Consider the following 16932-nt stretch of genomic DNA (forward strand, 5'->3'; position numbering starts at 1 on the left):
ATGGCAAAGCAACAATTGGATACGCTTACCGAGCCAATGTATTACATCTTGCTGGCTTTGACAGAAGAGAGGCACGGGTATGACATCATTAAAAGCACAGCAGAATTGACAAAGGGACGAGTGAATTTGGGCGCAGGGACAGTCTACAACCTTCTGAAACGGTTTGATGAAGAGGGTATCGTCGAAAAGACGAAAGTGGAAGAGCGCCGGAAACTATACCGCCTCACACCAAAGGGCAAAACAATCCTGGAAGAGGAGTACAAACGTTTATCCAATCAGGTATCCGATGGAAAGGAAATATTGAAAGGAGCGTCAAAATGAATTATCTTTACAAATTCTGGCCGAGGCCTGAAATTGAGACGAAAAAGAAAGTGGAACAATACCTTGCCTATATGGCAGCCAGAGGATACCAGTTTGAATCCGCGGGCTTGTGTCTGGCTTCCTTTAAAAAAGGAGAACCGCAGGAGCAGTGTTATTGCGTTGATTTCTTTCGGGATCTCGGGCAGGCCAAAGACGAATACCTGCAATTGTGCGGCGATAGTGGCTGGGAATATATCGACAGTACCTCCTATGTATACTACTTCAGGAACAAAAGTGAGATTGAAAGTCCGGTGCCCCTGCATACTGATGCGCAGGTTGAAAAGAATAATTTTGACGATACCTACCGAAACGGGAGGGTGGGCACCGTTTTCTGCATTGCCTATGTGCTGATTATTCTTTGTGGATTTATCATATATGGCCCCGAAGATATCATCAGCGAGTTCTTCCTCAGTACAAAAACAATCTTCTTGTTTTACCTGCCCCTCGTTCTCTTCGTGAGTACCTTTATTTACGGGCAAAAGAAAAAAAGGAAAATAAAAGACGGGAATCCGGCAAAACGGTATGAAGTGTTTTTGAATATTTCTCCGCTGCTTTACCTCTCTCTACTTTTGGTTATGATGCAAGTTGGCAGTATCGTTATTTATATTGTCGAAAAACTTATGTGATTATTGAAAAAAGCATTTGAAGCTGGCAAATTTCCCCCATTGTCAGAAACCTGCAAGTCCGCTATAATAGAATCTATGGTGAACATAGGAAACGACTGGGACCAGGTCCTGGAGGGAGAGTTTGAAAAAGAATATTATCAGAAGCTGAGACAGTTTCTGATCCAGGAATACAAGACCAAAGTCATCTACCCGAATATGTACGATCTGTTCAATGCGTTGAAATTCACGCCCTATAAGGAGGTAAAAGCAGTTATTTTAGGGCAGGATCCGTATCATCAGCCGGGACAGGCTCACGGCCTTTGTTTTTCTGTGCAAAAAGGAGTACAAACACCGCCGTCGTTGGTCAATATTTTTCAAGAGCTGAAGGATGATCTGGGGATCGACCCTCCGTCCCACGGCTGCTTGGAAAGCTGGGCAAACAACGGGGTTCTGCTGCTCAATACGGTGCTTACGGTAAGACGGAGCCAGCCCAATTCCCACCGGGGCAAGGGCTGGGAAATCTTCACCGACCGGATTATCCGGCTGCTCAATGATCGGGAAGATCCGATGGTATTCATACTCTGGGGCGGAAATGCCCGGGCAAAGCAGAGCCTGATTACCAATAACCGGCATCTCATTCTCACCGGAGCCCATCCCAGCCCGCTGGGAGCCCATAAGGGATTCTGGGGCGGAAGATATTTTTCAAAAACAAACGCTTTTTTAAAACGCTTTGGAAAAGAGCCGATCAATTGGCAGATTCCCGAGTAAGATAAGGAGAAGAAATCATGAACCTGAATATTATCATAGCGGCCGCTGTGCTGGCAGCCGTTATCTTGATTTGGCTCGTCCTGTCTTACAAAGGATTTCTCAAGCTGAAGTACAGTGTTGAAGAGGCTTTTGCGACCATGGAAGTGTATTTGAAGAAGCGCCATGGGCTGGTTAAAAAAGTGACAGCAGCTGCAGAAAACTGTCAGGACTTTGATCCTGAGCTGGCGAAAATCGCCCTTCAGCGGAAAAATGCGGCTAAGGACGCCGAAGACATGGAAGAGAAGGTAGGCTGTGAAAATGAACTGTCCGATGCGCTGGGAGAACTGATGGAGCAGGTCCGGAGCCGGGGAGAGCCGGGGAGAGGCTTTCTTAACGCAGAAAAGCAGCTGCTTTCTGCTGAGAATGATATCGAGAATTTCGCCCGCTTTTATAATGTGCTGGTGAAGATGCTCAATACAAGGGTCGGCAGCTTTCCCAGCAATCTGGTCGCCAGGCTGTTTCATTTTACGGGAAAGCCAATGCTCAACACACAGATCGGCAGCAAACGGACTTGATCGGAACCTGGAAAAGCTGATGCAGCAAGACCAGGTTCGAACTTATGAATTGATTGATTACTTACTGGAAGAGAGGAAAACAACATGAAAAAACGCGGCTGGGCATTATTGCCTTTTATTGTATTCATCGTACTATTTGCCGGGGTAGGGATCATCAGCGGGGACTTCTACGGAATGCCCGCGCTGGTAGCATTTGTGGCGGCTCTGTTTGTGGGCATGCTGCAGAACAGGGATTTGACATTTGACGAAAAACTTCACATTATCTCCAAAGGGGCGGGAGATGTGAATATCATCACGATGGTATTGATCTTTATCGTGGCCGGCGCTTTTTCAGGGGTAGTGACGGCAGCAGGCGGCGTGGACAGCACGGTTAATTTTGGACTGTCCATTCTGCCGCCGGGGTTGATGGTCGTTGGTCTTTTTGTGATTGGCTGCTTTATCTCCATTTCCATGGGAACCTCCATGGGTACCATTACGGCGCTGGCGCCCATTGCGCTGGGAGTTTCCCAGCAGACGGCCTTTCCGCTGTCCCTGTGCATCGGCGCGGTTGTCTGCGGCGCCATGTTCGGCGACAATCTTTCTATGATTTCCGATACTACCATCGCCGCGGTAAGAACCCAGGGCTGTGAAATGAAGGATAAATTCAAGCAGAACTTTTTCATCGTCCTGCCGGCGGCGGTAGTAACGCTGATTATCTTCTATGTACGCACCATGGAAATGACTTCCGTTACCAAGGATGTTTATGAGTATAATTTCGTGCAGGTTATCCCTTATCTGGTGGTGCTGATCGGAGCGCTGATCGGCTTCAACGTGTTTTTGGTGCTGATCTCGGGGATTGTTCTTTCCATGATTGTCGGCGTTGCCTTCGGAAAGTTCACCCTCTTGGAAAGCTTTACGGCCATCGGCGACGGTATGGCGGGGCTCTTTGAGATTTCGGTTATTTCCATCATCGTGGCCTGCATCGTTTCTTTGATTAAGAATAACGGCGGTATTGATCTGATTATTGATACCATTAAAAAACGCACCAAGGGAAAGCGGGGCGCCGAATTCGGCATTGCGATCCTGGTGCTGTTGGTGGATATCTGTACGGCCAATAACACGGTAGCCATCGTTATGGCAGGTCCCATTGCCAAACAAATCGGCGATGAATTTGAAGTGGCCCCCAAAAGGGTCGCCTCCATTCTGGATATTTTCGCTTCCGTTGGTCAGGGTTTGATCCCATATGGAGCCCAGCTTTTGACAGCCGCCGCCCTGGTGGGGCTGACGCCGCTGGACATTATCCCCAACCTGTATTATCCCATTTTGATGGCCATCAGCGCCATTCTCTTCATGCTCTTCAGGCCGCAAAAGCTGACATCCAAGCAGCAGGCGGAGCTGGATTCGCAGAAAACAGAATAAATTAGAATTGAAAAGGTCGGGCCCTTCGGGCCCGGATTAATAAAGGGCAAAAAGTAAAATCATCGCTGGGGCTTGTTTTAGTCTAAGTTAGCGATGATTTTTTATCGTGGGAAAAGAAAAAAAGTCAGAAAAGCGATAATTTCTTGCTGATTTTAGGTGGATTGGCAGCAAAAAGGGCCTAAAATCATCGCTTGGAAGGCATTCAGGCACAGATCACGATGATTTGTTCCCGGCTCCGACTCCCGGCCCCGCGAGTCATTTAAAATCTATTTAGAAAAATTTCGAAATAGCTATTGACATTCCAGGTCTAACTGTTAGAATCTATTTAGAAATATTTCTAAATACTGTTGATCAGGAGGTAGGCATTTGGGTTTTCAGAAAACATTCAAGGCATTGTCCGATCCCGTGAGAAGAGAAATTTTGATTATGCTCAGAAATGGGCCAATGCCCGCCGGTGAAATCGCCAGCAAATTTGAGATGACCGGCGCAACGATTTCCTATCATTTATCTCAATTGAAAAAAGCTGGTCTGGTCGCAGAAAACAAACAAAAAAACTACATCTATTATGAATTGAATTCCTCAGTCTTTGAGGAACTTATGCTGTGGTTATCACAGTTTGGAGGGGAAAAAAGATGATGAAACGCAGTCAGACTGTTTTATCGGTCGTTTTATGCTTATTGCCCATTGTGTTGGGGATCATTCTTTGGGATAAATTGCCACAGCAGATGGCCATCCATTTCGATACAACAGGCAATCCTGATAACTATGCGTCTAAGGCTCTGGTCGTCGTGGGGCTGCCGGTGTTTCTCGCCGCAGTGGACGCGCTGGCCATTTTTACAACCAATCGGGATCCCAAAAGAGAGCGGCAGCCGGAAGTCATACGCCGCCTTGTTTTTTGGATTTGCCCGGTAATCTGCAATGTAGCCATGCCGGTGACCCTATTCATTGCTCTTGGAAAAGATATTCCCATAGGTATGATCATTGGTTCTCTGGTAGGGGTTATGATCGTGATCGCGGGCAATTATCTGCCCAAATGCAAGCAAAACTATACGATCGGCATCAAGCTGCCCTGGACGCTGCAGAATGAAGATAATTGGAATTATACCCACCGGACGGCAGGATTTGTGTGGGTTGCTGCGGGAATTTTAATGATTGCCAACGCTTTTCTTAAAATCCCCTATGTAACCCTGATTCTTGTTTTCATTATGGTAGCGTTTCCTTTTATCGGTTCGTACAGATATTATTTAAAACATCAATAAGCCTTAAAGACAGTCGATGGTCGGATTTACCTGATAGAATGCTTTCAGCTTTTCGTACTCTTCGGCAGCTTTGGAATTGGCGGCTTTGGTTTTGACCGCTTTGATCATGATGTTTTTCGAAGTGTGCTCCAGGCTGGTGAATTCGATCATGGCCACATCGTAGCCGCAGGCTTCCAGTTTGAGTCCGCGCAGGCCGTCGGTGAGCAGTTCGGTAAACCGATCCTTGATAATGCCATGTTTGAACATGGGCTGGTGCAGATCGTTTTTGATCTGGGAAAAGAGCTCATGCTGGCAGCAGGGTACGGAAAGAATGACCGAAGTATTCCACTTGACCGCATTGATCAGCGCGTAATCGGTGGCTGTGTCGCAGGCATGAAGGGTAACGACCATGTCCGCGTGATCGCTGGTATAATCCGCGATATCTCCCATGAGAAACTGCAGGTTCGTATAACCCAGATCATAGGCCGTCTGGCCGCAGAAGGCAATCACATCCTCTTTCAGATCAAGGCCGATGACCTCCGCATTCATGCTCTTCATCACATTGAGATAATGGTAGAGGGCAAAGGTCAGATATGCTTTCCCGCAGCCGAAATCGATGATCCGCAGAGGTTTTTCGCGGGTATCGGGAAGGTGGGGAAATACGTCCTGCAGGATCTCCAGGAAGCGGTTGATCTGACGGAACTTGGCATAGTGCTTTGGAAAAACTTTGCCCTGCTCATTCATGACGCCCAGGCGGATGAGAAAATCACAGGGCGTTCCGTCGGGGATAATATACTGTTTCGCTTGATTATGCTCCAGATTCTCCTGTTTTAAAGTGCCCGGCTTCCGGGTGATCCTGGGGCGGTCCGGCTTTGCCGCCAGAATCTGCACATCCTCTTCTTCTGTAAAAAGGTTGATCTGTTTGAAATCCCGAAGGACAAAATCAATGCAGAACTCTAAAATCTGTTCGTTTTCAATATTTTCGTGAATAGCCTTCTTTTCGTAAGTGTATTCGGCCTGCCAGGAGGGTCTGCCGCAGTGAAGGAGCGGCCTGATGGTGACGCGGCGATAGGGCAGGGATTTTTTCCGCGGACTGCTGAATATAATCTTGACCGGCGTCCTTTCGAAAAGACAGGTGGAAAACGTTTCTTTTAACTGATTCATAATATACCTTTCTCTTGCTTCAATCGATTCGTTACAAGTGTAACATATCCTCCTTCAAAATCCCAGCCGGATTTTCCAAGCCTGCCGGACAGGTTGGTTTTAGCCCCGCAGCCGTCGATACAGCGTCGATTCGCTGATACCCAGCCGCTTTGCCGCCTCTCGTTTCCCCTCCACAGACCAGCCGGTTTCCTCTAAACAACGGATGATCAGCTGCTTTTGGTAGTCGGCGCTCTGCTTTTTAAAATCCATTGCGGAACCCGAACTGGTATGAGGATTTCGAATCTTATCGGGAAGGTTTTCAATCTGAATGGCTTGGGAAGTTTCCATATTAATGGCGTACTCGAGGGCGTTTTCCAACTCACGAACGTTTCCCGGCCAGGCATAAGCGGCCAGGCATTGATAAGCGCTGCGGCTGATGGTCTTGATATCCTTGCCCAGCTTGTCCTGGAATTTGCAAAAGGCATGGTCGATCAACTGGGGGATGTCCTCCGGCCGCTGTCTGAGAGCAGGGATGTGGAGAGGAATGACGCTGAGACGAAAGTACAGATCTTCCCGGAACTGATTCTCTTTAATCATGGCTTCCAAATCCTGATTGGTGGCAGCGATGATCCGCACGTCGATAGAGACGGGCGACTGGCCGCCCACTTTGTCGATCTGTCTGGTTTGAAGTACCCGGAGCAGCTTGACTTGCAGGTGAAGGGGCATGTCTCCGATTTCATCGAGAAAAATAGTACCACCGTCGGCCAGCTCGAATTTTCCGATCTTGCCGTTTTTATCGGCTCCGGTAAAAGCCCCTTTTTCATAACCGAATAATTCGCTTTCCAGCAGCATTTCCGGAATAGCGCCGCAATTGATGGATATGAAGGGTTTTTGATTTCTGGAACTTGAAGTATGGATGGCCCGGGCAAAGAGTTCCTTGCCGGTGCCGCTTTCGCCGGTGATGAGAACCGTGGAATCGCTGGAAGAAATCTGAAAAGCACGCTGTTTTAATCGAGCCATGACCGGAGAATCGCCAATGATGGAGTCAAAGCTCCCGGAAGCCGCCGACATGTCCAGCGCTGAATTGAGACGCTGCCGCAGGGAACGATTGTGCAGTTCTACCAGCAGTCTGCTGGCGATCAATTCGGCCATGATTTTGAGGAAGGCCAGCAGCGTTTCTTGTTTGGTCCCAATCTTCTCTTTCTGCTCAGAAGTGAAGGCCACGAGGCCGATGAGCCCTGCTGCCTGTCCTTCAATTACAATGGGGCAGCAGATTTCTGCCAGTTCCTTTTCCTGAGGATCGTATAGGGGATCCTTTGCCGGGTCCAGGCAGATATAATGGGAGCAGGTTTTGAGCAGATACCCGTACAAATATGGAGACTCCAAATCGCCGCCTTCTTCATAAGAATCGACTTTATCCAAATATCTGCCAGTACCTCCGATGATCATCAGATGGGAATCCACGATTTCCGTCTCAATTCCAAGCGCGGCAGTAATTGCTTCCGCCGCTTTTTGTACAGTTTCTTTAATACGACCTAATTCCATTAAGTTCTACCTCCTGTACATAGTATAGCAACATCTGCCGGCTTGTCAAATTTGACAAATCTTTGACAAGAAACCGTCTATGAGAATATAATAGAGACATCTATGAGAGGGGCAAATTTATGGAAAAACAGATGGAACAAAGAAAAACGGAACTGGAATTAGAAGATACCAGACTGATTATGGAGGAACTGGAAGAGATTATAGAAGGTTCCTTCGACGGAATTCTGGTTACCGACGGACAAGGAAACGCTCTCCTTGCAAATACCTCTTATGTACGAAATACTGGGATTAAAAAGGAAGACATGATCGGCCATAATATTAAGGAGTTTTTGAATCCTGTATGGATGAAAAATTCTGCGGTCCTGCTGGCCATACAGCAGAAGGGGCCGGTATCTCTCCACCATACAACCCAGCATGGGCGTAACATTATGGCTACCGGCCGGCCGATCTTTGATGAAAACGGCCAAATAAAACGAGTTGTTGTCAATACAAGAGATATCTCCGAAATCTATGAACTGCAGGAAGAGCTGTTGAAGGCGAAGAAGATGGAAAAGCTTTACTTTGATCAAATGACTGCTGAAGGAGACGAGGACGGAGGCGGAGAAACGATTGTCGTGACCGATCCCAGGATGCGGGATATCTATGCTTTGCTGGGAAAGGTCTGCTCCTTTGATACGACTGTACTGATCTGTGGAGAGTCGGGTGTGGGCAAGGAAGTGGTAGCCAGATATCTGCACGAAAAAAATACGCTGCGAAAAGATAAACCGTTTATCACCGTTAACTGCGGCGCGATTCCTGAGAATTTATTGGAAAGTGAGCTGTTCGGGTACGAAGAAGGGGCTTTTACCGGGGCGGCCAAAGGAGGGAAGGTTGGGCTGTTTGAAGCTGCGTCAGGAGGAACGCTTTTCCTGGATGAGATCGGAGAAATGAGCCTGAACCTGCAGGTCAAGCTCTTGCGGGCGCTTGAATCCCGAACTGTTGTGAGGGTAGGCGGAACGCGCACGATTCCAGTGGATGTGCGGATCGTTGCCGCGACCAACCGAGATTTGGTGAAAATGGTGGATGACCAGCAATTCCGTGAGGATTTGTTCTATCGGCTCAACGTGATCAGTGTTGATCTTCCGCCGCTGAAAGAACGAAAAGGGGAAATCGCACCCATGACATTAAAATTTCTAAGAAAATTTAACAAGGAATACGGACAGGACAAAAAGATCACCTATGAAGTAATTAAAGAATTTGAATCATACAGCTGGCCGGGAAACATCCGTCAATTAAAAAACACTGTGGAAAACATGGTGATAGTCAGCAGCAACGAGTATTTGCAGCTGGATGATATCCCCTGGATGGAAGAGGGGGCCAATGTGCAAAAGAACGAAAAGGGAGAAGTGCCGCTGCAGCAGGCTATGGAAAATTACGAAAAAGAGCTGCTCAAAAAAGCAAAGGAAAAATACGGTTCCAGCAGAAAAGTAGGCGTGGCGCTGCAGGTGGATCAGTCTACCGTGATCCGGAAATTAAAAAAATACGGATTATAAGCAAATCCAGTTAAAGAGGGAATCAGCATCAAAGTGATGTAATTATGCAAGACGACATCTTATAACGATGTAAAACTGCATCGATTTGAAAGATATAAAAGGGGCACAGTCAGAAAACCCAGAGACTTTTGAAAAAAAGTTTCTGGGTTTTTCAATGGCTGTGTCTGTTTTTTGATAGAAATTGAAGCTGCGCCGCGAAATTGGCATGCCAGTTGCGATTAGTAAGATAAAGAAAACACGATGAAGGAGATGAAAACATGTTAGACGCTATTAAAAAGGTAACGGTAATGGGCGCCGGTATCATGGGGAATCAAATCGCGATACATACAGCGATGCATGGTTATCAGGTCGTTTGTTACGATATCAGTGAAGATATGATTAAGAAGGCAGCGGAATTCTCCGATTCCTGGTTAGAAAAAAGAGTGAGCAAGGGGAAAATGAAAGATTCTGAAGCCCGGGAAATACAAAAAGCTCTGACCTTTACCACCGATACGGCTGCAGCAGGAAAGGATGCCGATTTTGTAATAGAGGCTGTATCGGACATTGTTGCTGTTAAGAAAAAGGCGCTGGCAGCTATGGACGCTGCGACTCCGGCGCATACCGTCTTTGCCAGCAACAGTTCTTATATCGTCAGTTCCCGCTTTGCGGACGCTGTCTGCGATCCATCAAAAGTGCTGAACGTACATTTCTTTAATCCGGCGCTGGTGATGAAAGTGGTGGAAGTTGTCAGAGGCCCTCATGTGGCCAAAGAGACCTTTGATACGGCATACGCTTTTGTAGAAAGCATAGGAAAGACACCGGTTGCCATTGAAAAGGAAATCTATGGTTTTGTTGTAAACCGTATCTTCAGCGCTCTGACAAAGGAAGCTTGTTATCTGGTGGATCAGGGCATTGCCTCCATCGAAGATATCGATACGGCAGTCAAAGGTGCTCTGGGACATTCCATGGGGCCCCTTGAGACCCTGGATATGACAGGGATCGATCTGGAATACAACGTATATATGGAAAAATTCCGGACAACCGGTGATATGGCGGACCGGCCGGCCGCCTGCCTGACGGAACACTATGCCAAAGGCGAGTATGGCCGCAAGACAGGAAAAGGATTTTACGAATACAGCAAATAGATAACAGGAGGAGAACAATCAATGGAAGAAAGAAAAACGTTTTGTAAGATGAGCGATGTTGCCAGTGAATACGAAAAAAAACTGGTAACTGCCGATGAAGCAGTCAAGGTAGTGAGATCCGGCGATCGGGTTCACTACGGACTCTTTGGAGGCATTGTAAGGGATTTGGATCTGGCCCTGGCCAAGAGAACGGAAGAATTGGAAAACGTATTGGTGATGGATACCATATGGAATTATCCGGAGCCCCCTGCTATCCTTCAGGCGGATCCACAGGCAAAACACTTTAAATACTTGTCCACCCACATGAGCGGTTTGGACCGTAAGATGAACAAACAGGGCTGCTGCTGGTTCATTCCGGTCCAGTTCCGGGAAAATCCCAAATACATGGCCGAAAACGTCGGCCCCATCGATGTGGCTATGTTCCAGGTAGCGCCGATGGATCAGTACGGGAATTTTAATTTCGGACCCCAGCTGGCTGAATATTGGGGCATCATGAAATCGGCAAAGAAGGTTATTGTAGAAGTAAATCCATGTCAGCCGATTATTCATGGCATGCAAAACACCATCAACATTTCCCAGATTGATCTGGTAGTGGAAGGGCAAGCCAGACCATTGCCCAACATCGTCGCAAAAGAGGCTACTGCGGCGGAAAAGAAAATTGCCGAACATATTGCAGAACGGATTGAAAGCGGCTCCACCCTCCAGCTGGGAATCGGGGGAATGCCCAACTACGTGGGACAGAAAATCGCTGAATCGGATATCAATGATCTGAGCGTACATACGGAGATGTTCGTAGACGCTTATGTGCATTTGTATAAAGCAGGAAAAATCACTGGCAATAAGCGTACCAACAAAGGCAAAATGGTGTTTACTTTTGCTATGGGTTCTCAAGAAGTCTATGACTTTTTGGACGATAATCCGATGGGCTATGTGGCGCCGGTGGATTATGTCAATGCTGTTGAAGTCATTGCGGCCAATGATAAAGTGGTCTCCATCAACAGCTGCCTGCAGGTGGATCTCTTCGGACAGGTCAATTCCGAATCGGCAGGACTGCAGCATATCGGCGGTACAGGCGGACAGCTGGACTTCGTAATGGGGGCCTTTCAGTCTCAGGGCGGAAAAAGTTTCCTGTGCACGCCGTCAACCAGGACCAATCGTGACGGCAGCGTCCAGTCTCTGATTATGCCCACCCTGCCTCAAGGATCCATTGTTTCGGCACCTAGAAGCGCCACACATTATGTGGTTACAGAGTTTGGCGCAGTCAATCTCAAGGGTAAATCTACATGGGAGAGGGCAGAACTTTTGATTTCTATCGCCCATCCAAGGTTCCAAGAAGACTTGATTCGAGAAGCAGAGAAAATGGGAATTTGGAAGAACAGCAGCAAAGTTCAGTATTAAGAAAACGATGTTTCCTCTTATTTAAAGTATAAGTGCAATAAAACACAGCCCTCTTTCAATCGGGGCTGGGGACACCTCAGCAATGGAAAAAATATTTTTTCCATTGCTTGCGGGCGTACCTGATTATGGGTGATGTGTTGCAGGAATATACATTTAAACTCGGATTTTTAGAGGGTTCCTTCACAGTAAAAAGATTGTAGAATTCAGGTTTCTATGCTAGAATGAAGGCATGTGAAATGGACTGACGGTTTGGGGACAAGTTTTAGATCCGTCCAAAGGGAGGAACGAGAGAATGTTGGAAAAAAATCGGGCTATTGATCCAATCATAGACCTATTAGATGATGCGCCGGTATCCGCATATGTCAGTGCGATGGACAGCCGGGAATTGCTTTATGCGAATAAGATGGCAAAAAGACGATTTTTTTCTTCAACACAAGGCTGTAAAGCAACTGGCTCTTGTCCGGCGGGGTTTGAAGGACCCTGTCCTTTTTTTAATGGGGGGAAAAACAAAATTCCTATTGCCCGATCAGGCAAATTCTTCTGCCCGCAACATGGGTGCAGCTATCGTTTTAGAAGCAAGTCCATTCCGTGGGAGAATGGAACGGCTGACCTTACTTACCTTGAGGAAGATCGTCAAGGTGAGCAGGCCGACCTTCAAACAAAAAAGCAAAATTTTCAGGAGTTTTTCAGCAGCATCCCATGCGGACTTGGTGTTTATCAATTAGACCAAGAACACATTACGCTGCTGTTCCATAATCATGCTTTTTACGAAATGGCGGGATATTCCCCTGAGCAAAGTTCTTTACTGGAAAAAGAGACAACCTTTTTGGGTGTTCATCCGGAGGACTTATCTCTTCTGAAAGAAAAAATCTTAAAGGCGAGCCGGGAAAACGGTATTTTGCGGCACACTTTCCGTATATGGAATGACTTAATGCAGGAATACCGCTATTTTGACCTTCATGGATCGGTTAAAGAAGCAGAAGCTGGAAAGAAGCTTCTATACGGTGTGTACACCGATGTCAGCGAACGGGTACAATTGGAAAAAGAGATGACAGATACCAGTGAAAAAATACAGGATATCGTAAATGCCATACCGGGAGGTGTGGCGATCTATAAGGTATCGGATATTTTTGAAACAATTTACTTTTCTGAGGGTGTTCCCGAACTTTCCGGATACACAGCTGAAGAATATCAGCAGTTAATTAAACAAGACGCAGCGGAACTGACGTACTTTGAAGATACAATGAAAGTCGTTTCAAAGGCGAAGGAAGTTATTGAAAGCCGCGGAACTGGGGAAATTGAATTTCGAAAACAGCACAAGGACGGGCAGATCGTATGGGTCCGGGCCCAGATAAAATGGATCGGTGAAGAAAACGGCTGCCCGCTGCTGCACTGCGTATTCCATAACATTTCTGACCTGAAAGAGACCCAGTCGGAAAAGGATCTTTTGATTAATTCTATACCAGGAGGTATTGCCAGTTACCGGATAGAAGAAGGGCGCTTTATACCTGTCTTTTTTTCAGATGGAGTTACGGCCCTCTCCGGACATACAAGGAAAGAGTACGAGGAGCTGCTGGGCGGCAATGCTCTGAATCTCATCTATGAACCAGATAAGGAGCGGGTAGCGGCAGCCGCCCAATCTGCCATTGAAAACGGAACGGTGATGGACGTCTCCTACCGGATGGAGCATAAAGACGGGCATTTGGTTTGGATCCACCTCAATGGGAGACGTATGGGACCATTGTCGGAATCCACAAAATTCTATGCTGTGTTCACAGGAATGTCGGCCGAGACTCGATTGTTTCAGAGTATTGCTGATGAAACGGCAGATGGGATATATGTAATCAGCAAAGACAATTACGAGCTTTTATATTCCAATGAGTCAAAAGCACTATTTGTAAATGAACAAAACTGTCTAGGAGAAAAATGTTATAAAGCGCTGCATGGTAAGGATTCACCCTGCGAATTCTGTACCCTCGGCACTCATGATCCCGATGGAAGCGAGCACGAAATGGCGATAGAAGAAACGGGCCAGTTTTATAAAACCCGCTTCCGGGAAATCGAATGGAATGGAATATCCGCCTATATTAAATATATTCATGATATTACAGAAGAGATGAAAACCAAGAGTGAAAAAGAACGCTTGGAGCAATATTTTCAAACAGTAGTGAAAAATCTTCCAGGAGGAGTGGCCGTCGTACATTATGAAGAGGACGGACATATGGTACCAGAGTTTTTGTCCGATGGTTTTGCAGAAATGACGGGTATGTCCTTGGATGAGGCATGGGAGCTGTATGAAAAAGACGCCATGTCCGGTGTGCATCCGGATGATTGGGAGCATGTTAAAGAACAGATGCGCGCTTACATTACCAGTGACGATAATCGCTGTGAAATTGTTTATCGTCTTCGAAAAGGAACGGATAGTTATGTTTGGGTAAAAAACACGCTTACCTTATTTCCCAGCGAAGGCGGGGGAAGCCGTGTATATGCCGTCTATCATGAAATAACAAAAGAACGGGAAGAAAAGGAGCAGCTTCGCAGGCAATATCAAGAATTGATTATGAGCCATTATCATACGCCGGGGCCGAATGCGCTTATTATCGGACACTGCAATATTACCCAAAACATGATTTTAGATGTGATTGATTATTCCTATTCGGATTTGCTCGATACCTTTGGCTTTAATCGGGATGCTTTTTTTTACGGCCTTTCTAATTTTATACCGGAGGAGGATCGAAAGCGATTTTTGAGCATTTATCTGAATGAACCTGCGATGAAAGCCTTTGAACGCGGGGACTCGGAACAGAAGATGGAATGCTTTGTCAAGCTGCCCAAAGAAGCAAAGGGCCGCTACGTTGAAATTAAGATGAATATGATTGCAGCTCCCGACAGTGATGATATTACGGGGATCTTAACAGTTACCGACGTTACGGAGCGGACGATCGCTGATCGGGCGCTTCATAATTTATCGGTTACTGGCTACGATTTTGTAATCGATATTGACTTGACGGACGATCGCTGTACGGTGCTGGCCCACAATGGAGAAAGTGATTGTATACCTGTCTGTCCGGGGAGTTTTTCCCAATGGACGGCATATATGCTGCACACAAAAATTGTGCCAAGAGATAAAGATTTATATCGAGATAGCCTGGATCCGGAGTATATGCGGGAGAGCTTGAAGAACGGATCTTATACATTTACTTATTCAATTGCTGAGGAAAAAGGCGATATACGCACTAAAAAAATGACGGTTTCCAATACTGATGAGCGATTGGACCGGATATGCCTATCCAGTACGGACATCACTGACTCGGTAAGGGAACAGCAGGGACTGCTGCGCATGATCGCTTATACCTTTGAATTGGCCAGCTTTATTGATCTTGGGAGCAAACATTTTACGCTCTATACAAGAGATACGGTTCTAAATAATCTGCCGCCTCATTACATTGAAGATTATGAGGCCTCCATCACACGTTTTGTCGACCGTTATGGAATGGATGAAAACCGGCAGGAGTCGCAGATTCAGTTTCAAATTCAAAATATGGTGATGCGCCTGCAAGAAAAGCCGAGCGGATATGACTTTCTGTTTCCGTACCGTACAGAAGGCCGCGAACGATACAAACAGATCAATGTCCTATGGGGGGATTCCAATCATCGGACCCTCTGCTTGGTGAGGGCGGATGTGACCGATATGCTTGCTGAGGAAAGACAGCGGAAAAAAGAACTGGAAAAAGCTTTGGCACAGGCAGAAGAAGCCAACCAGGCAAAGAGTGTATTCTTGTCTTCAATGAGCCACGATATCCGTACCCCGATGAATGCGATTATGGGCATGACCTCATTGGCTGTGGCTCATTTGGGTGATCAAAAGCGAGTAGCTGATTGCCTGGACAAAATATCCATTTCATCCAAACATTTATTGAGCTTAATTAATGATGTTTTGGATATGAGCAAGATCGAACGCTCTAAAATTACCCTCAACCACATGCAGATTGTTCTTCCTGATCTGATCGGGCAGCTGGCGGACATGATGATGCCGCAGGCAGCAGCTGCTGACCTTAAGCTAAAGATCGAGGCTGGAAATGTCAGACACCAGCTGTTTTATGGTGATGTACTGCGTATGAACCAGATTTTCATTAATCTTTTAAGTAACGCAATCAAGTTTACTCCCAGGGGCGGAAGCATTGATTTTCTGGTGGAGGAGCTGGAACCTGCAAAACAAAAGGGATATGCCCGTTATAAGTTCACAGTCAGAGATACTGGAATCGGGATGTCGCAAGATTTTCTGACCCATTTGTTCGACCCCTTTGCCCGCAGCCTGGGAGTCAGCTCCATTGAAGGAACCGGATTGGGACTCAGTATTACTAAAGGATTGATCGATTTAATGGGAGGTACGATTTCCGTAAAAAGTAAACCTAATGAGGGCAGCATCTTCAGTGTGGAATTGGAATGTGAAATTGCGGCAGAAGAAAAGGATCATAAGAATAAGGTCTTTGAACCAATGGGTAATAAGATGAAGCCGGAAAAACGTTTCGATGGATGCAGATTTCTGATTGCTGAGGATAATGCGGTCAATGCAGAAATCCTTTGTGAGTTGCTGGACATGTATGGGGCCGAAACCATCGTTTGTACAGATGGACGTCAAGCAGTGGAAGCTTTTCTCGATGCAGAGCCAGGTACCTATGATGCGATTCTCATGGATATTCAAATGCCAGAGATGAACGGGTATGAGGCGACTCGCGTTATTCGCAGTCAAACGCGGCAGGATGCGGCAAGGATTCCCATCATCGCCATGACTGCCAATGCTTTTGCTGAGGATATTAAGTCAGCACTGGAGGCGGGGATGAATGCCCATATAGCCAAGCCTCTGGATGTGGAGGTACTCCGCAAAACCATCGGCCGGGTATTGGAGTCGGAGGCGTAGCTGGATGTGAACCGGCTTGTATCCTAAGCCTCTGGATCGACGATTTGAAAGAATGATCAGAAAACAAGATGTTTTTGCAGGTTAAGATATTTTGGCAGCAATATTGCCCTGATATACAAAATGGCATCATACGAAATGATCGGGATTTAAAGAAAATCACTTCGATACTGATACTTTGTTAATCCTTTTTCAATCCAACGTGGAAAAAAGTATCAATATCGAAATCGGTTTTCTCATATCCCGATCGTTTCATATGGGAACCGTTCATATACTGGGATAAAAGTGCCGCTAGAATGTCATATTTTTTTAGTGTCGTTCACTTTTCAATATTGCACTCTGCGTGCCA

Annotated in this window: 13 protein-coding genes; 11 read left to right on the forward strand and 2 right to left on the reverse strand. The window is 46.5% G+C overall.

Annotation, left to right across the window (positions count from 1 at the left end):
* The 7 genes from NIA71_RS01530 (at window position 1) to NIA71_RS01560 (ending at window position 4944) form a co-directional block, all read left to right on the forward strand.
* A complete protein-coding gene (locus NIA71_RS01530; RefSeq protein WP_148396570.1) occupies window positions 1-321 on the forward strand; it encodes a PadR family transcriptional regulator in 321 nt (106 codons plus the stop codon).
* Window positions 318-986, forward strand: a complete 669-nt coding sequence (locus NIA71_RS01535; protein WP_253019525.1) for a DUF2812 domain-containing protein — start codon at window positions 318-320, stop codon at window positions 984-986. The genes NIA71_RS01530 and NIA71_RS01535 overlap by 4 nt, the downstream gene beginning before the upstream one ends.
* A 75-nt stretch (window positions 987-1061) precedes the next feature.
* Window positions 1062-1733, forward strand: coding sequence for a uracil-DNA glycosylase (locus NIA71_RS01540; RefSeq protein WP_253019527.1), 672 nt, complete (start codon window positions 1062-1064; stop codon window positions 1731-1733).
* A gap of 17 nt (window positions 1734-1750) precedes the next feature.
* Entirely contained in the window at window positions 1751-2287 is a 537-nt protein-coding gene (locus NIA71_RS01545) for a LemA family protein (RefSeq protein WP_148396567.1), read from the forward strand.
* Window positions 2288-2371: 84 nt separating this feature from the next.
* On the forward strand, window positions 2372-3685 hold the full coding sequence (locus tag NIA71_RS01550; protein ID WP_227754994.1) for a Na+/H+ antiporter NhaC family protein: 1314 nt from the start codon (window positions 2372-2374) through the stop codon (window positions 3683-3685).
* Window positions 3686-4051: 366 nt separating this feature from the next.
* Window positions 4052-4321 (forward strand): autorepressor SdpR family transcription factor, encoded by a 270-nt coding sequence (locus NIA71_RS01555; protein ID WP_148394567.1) that lies wholly within the window; start codon window positions 4052-4054, stop codon window positions 4319-4321.
* On the forward strand, window positions 4318-4944 hold the full coding sequence (locus NIA71_RS01560; RefSeq protein WP_148394569.1) for an SdpI family protein: 627 nt from the start codon (window positions 4318-4320) through the stop codon (window positions 4942-4944). The genes NIA71_RS01555 and NIA71_RS01560 overlap by 4 nt, the downstream gene beginning before the upstream one ends.
* A gap of 3 nt (window positions 4945-4947) precedes the next feature.
* Here the strand turns inward: NIA71_RS01560 and NIA71_RS01565 are convergent, their stop codons facing one another.
* A complete protein-coding gene (locus NIA71_RS01565) occupies window positions 4948-6087 on the reverse strand; it encodes a class I SAM-dependent methyltransferase (protein WP_227754995.1) in 1140 nt (379 codons plus the stop codon).
* A gap of 99 nt (window positions 6088-6186) precedes the next feature.
* Window positions 6187-7611, reverse strand: coding sequence for a sigma-54 interaction domain-containing protein (locus tag NIA71_RS01570; RefSeq protein ID WP_148394573.1), 1425 nt, complete (start codon window positions 7609-7611; stop codon window positions 6187-6189).
* Between the two features lie 119 nt (window positions 7612-7730).
* Here NIA71_RS01570 and NIA71_RS01575 point away from each other — a divergent pair, with 119 nt between their 5' ends.
* From NIA71_RS01575 to NIA71_RS01590, 4 genes are all read left to right on the forward strand, one after another.
* Window positions 7731-9143, forward strand: a complete 1413-nt coding sequence (locus tag NIA71_RS01575; protein WP_148394575.1) for a sigma-54 interaction domain-containing protein — start codon at window positions 7731-7733, stop codon at window positions 9141-9143.
* A gap of 257 nt (window positions 9144-9400) precedes the next feature.
* Complete coding sequence (locus NIA71_RS01580; RefSeq protein ID WP_253019538.1) at window positions 9401-10267, forward strand: 3-hydroxyacyl-CoA dehydrogenase family protein; 867 nt, start codon at window positions 9401-9403, stop codon at window positions 10265-10267.
* A gap of 21 nt (window positions 10268-10288) precedes the next feature.
* On the forward strand, window positions 10289-11665 hold the full coding sequence (locus NIA71_RS01585) for an acetyl-CoA hydrolase/transferase family protein (RefSeq protein ID WP_227754997.1): 1377 nt from the start codon (window positions 10289-10291) through the stop codon (window positions 11663-11665).
* A 292-nt stretch (window positions 11666-11957) separates the two neighbouring features.
* The gene (locus tag NIA71_RS01590) at window positions 11958-16586 is read left to right on the forward strand and encodes a PAS domain-containing protein (protein WP_253019540.1); all 4629 of its coding nucleotides are present in this window, start codon (window positions 11958-11960) and stop codon (window positions 16584-16586) included.
* Window positions 16587-16932 lie beyond the last annotated feature (346 nt).

It is taken from the genome of Ihubacter massiliensis, assembly GCF_024125305.1.
Lineage (GTDB): Bacteria > Bacillota > Clostridia > Peptostreptococcales > Anaerovoracaceae > Hominibacterium > Hominibacterium faecale.

Excerpts from the sequence above, each read along its gene's own strand:
- NIA71_RS01530 (WP_148396570.1), top strand. The coding sequence starts at position 1 with ATGGCAAAGCAACAATTGGATACGCTTACCGAGCCAATGTATTACATC.
- NIA71_RS01535 (WP_253019525.1), top strand. The coding sequence starts at position 318 with ATGAATTATCTTTACAAATTCTGGCCGAGGCCTGAAATTGAGACGAAA.
- NIA71_RS01540 (WP_253019527.1), top strand. The coding sequence starts at position 1,062 with ATGGTGAACATAGGAAACGACTGGGACCAGGTCCTGGAGGGAGAGTTT.
- NIA71_RS01545 (WP_148396567.1), top strand. The coding sequence starts at position 1,751 with ATGAACCTGAATATTATCATAGCGGCCGCTGTGCTGGCAGCCGTTATC.
- NIA71_RS01550 (WP_227754994.1), top strand. The coding sequence starts at position 2,372 with ATGAAAAAACGCGGCTGGGCATTATTGCCTTTTATTGTATTCATCGTA.
- NIA71_RS01560 (WP_148394569.1), top strand. The coding sequence starts at position 4,318 with ATGATGAAACGCAGTCAGACTGTTTTATCGGTCGTTTTATGCTTATTG.
- NIA71_RS01565 (WP_227754995.1), bottom strand. The coding sequence starts at position 6,087 with ATGAATCAGTTAAAAGAAACGTTTTCCACCTGTCTTTTCGAAAGGACG.
- NIA71_RS01570 (WP_148394573.1), bottom strand. The coding sequence starts at position 7,611 with ATGGAATTAGGTCGTATTAAAGAAACTGTACAAAAAGCGGCGGAAGCA.
- NIA71_RS01575 (WP_148394575.1), top strand. The coding sequence starts at position 7,731 with ATGGAAAAACAGATGGAACAAAGAAAAACGGAACTGGAATTAGAAGAT.
- NIA71_RS01580 (WP_253019538.1), top strand. The coding sequence starts at position 9,401 with ATGTTAGACGCTATTAAAAAGGTAACGGTAATGGGCGCCGGTATCATG.
- NIA71_RS01585 (WP_227754997.1), top strand. The coding sequence starts at position 10,289 with ATGGAAGAAAGAAAAACGTTTTGTAAGATGAGCGATGTTGCCAGTGAA.
- NIA71_RS01590 (WP_253019540.1), top strand. The coding sequence starts at position 11,958 with ATGTTGGAAAAAAATCGGGCTATTGATCCAATCATAGACCTATTAGAT.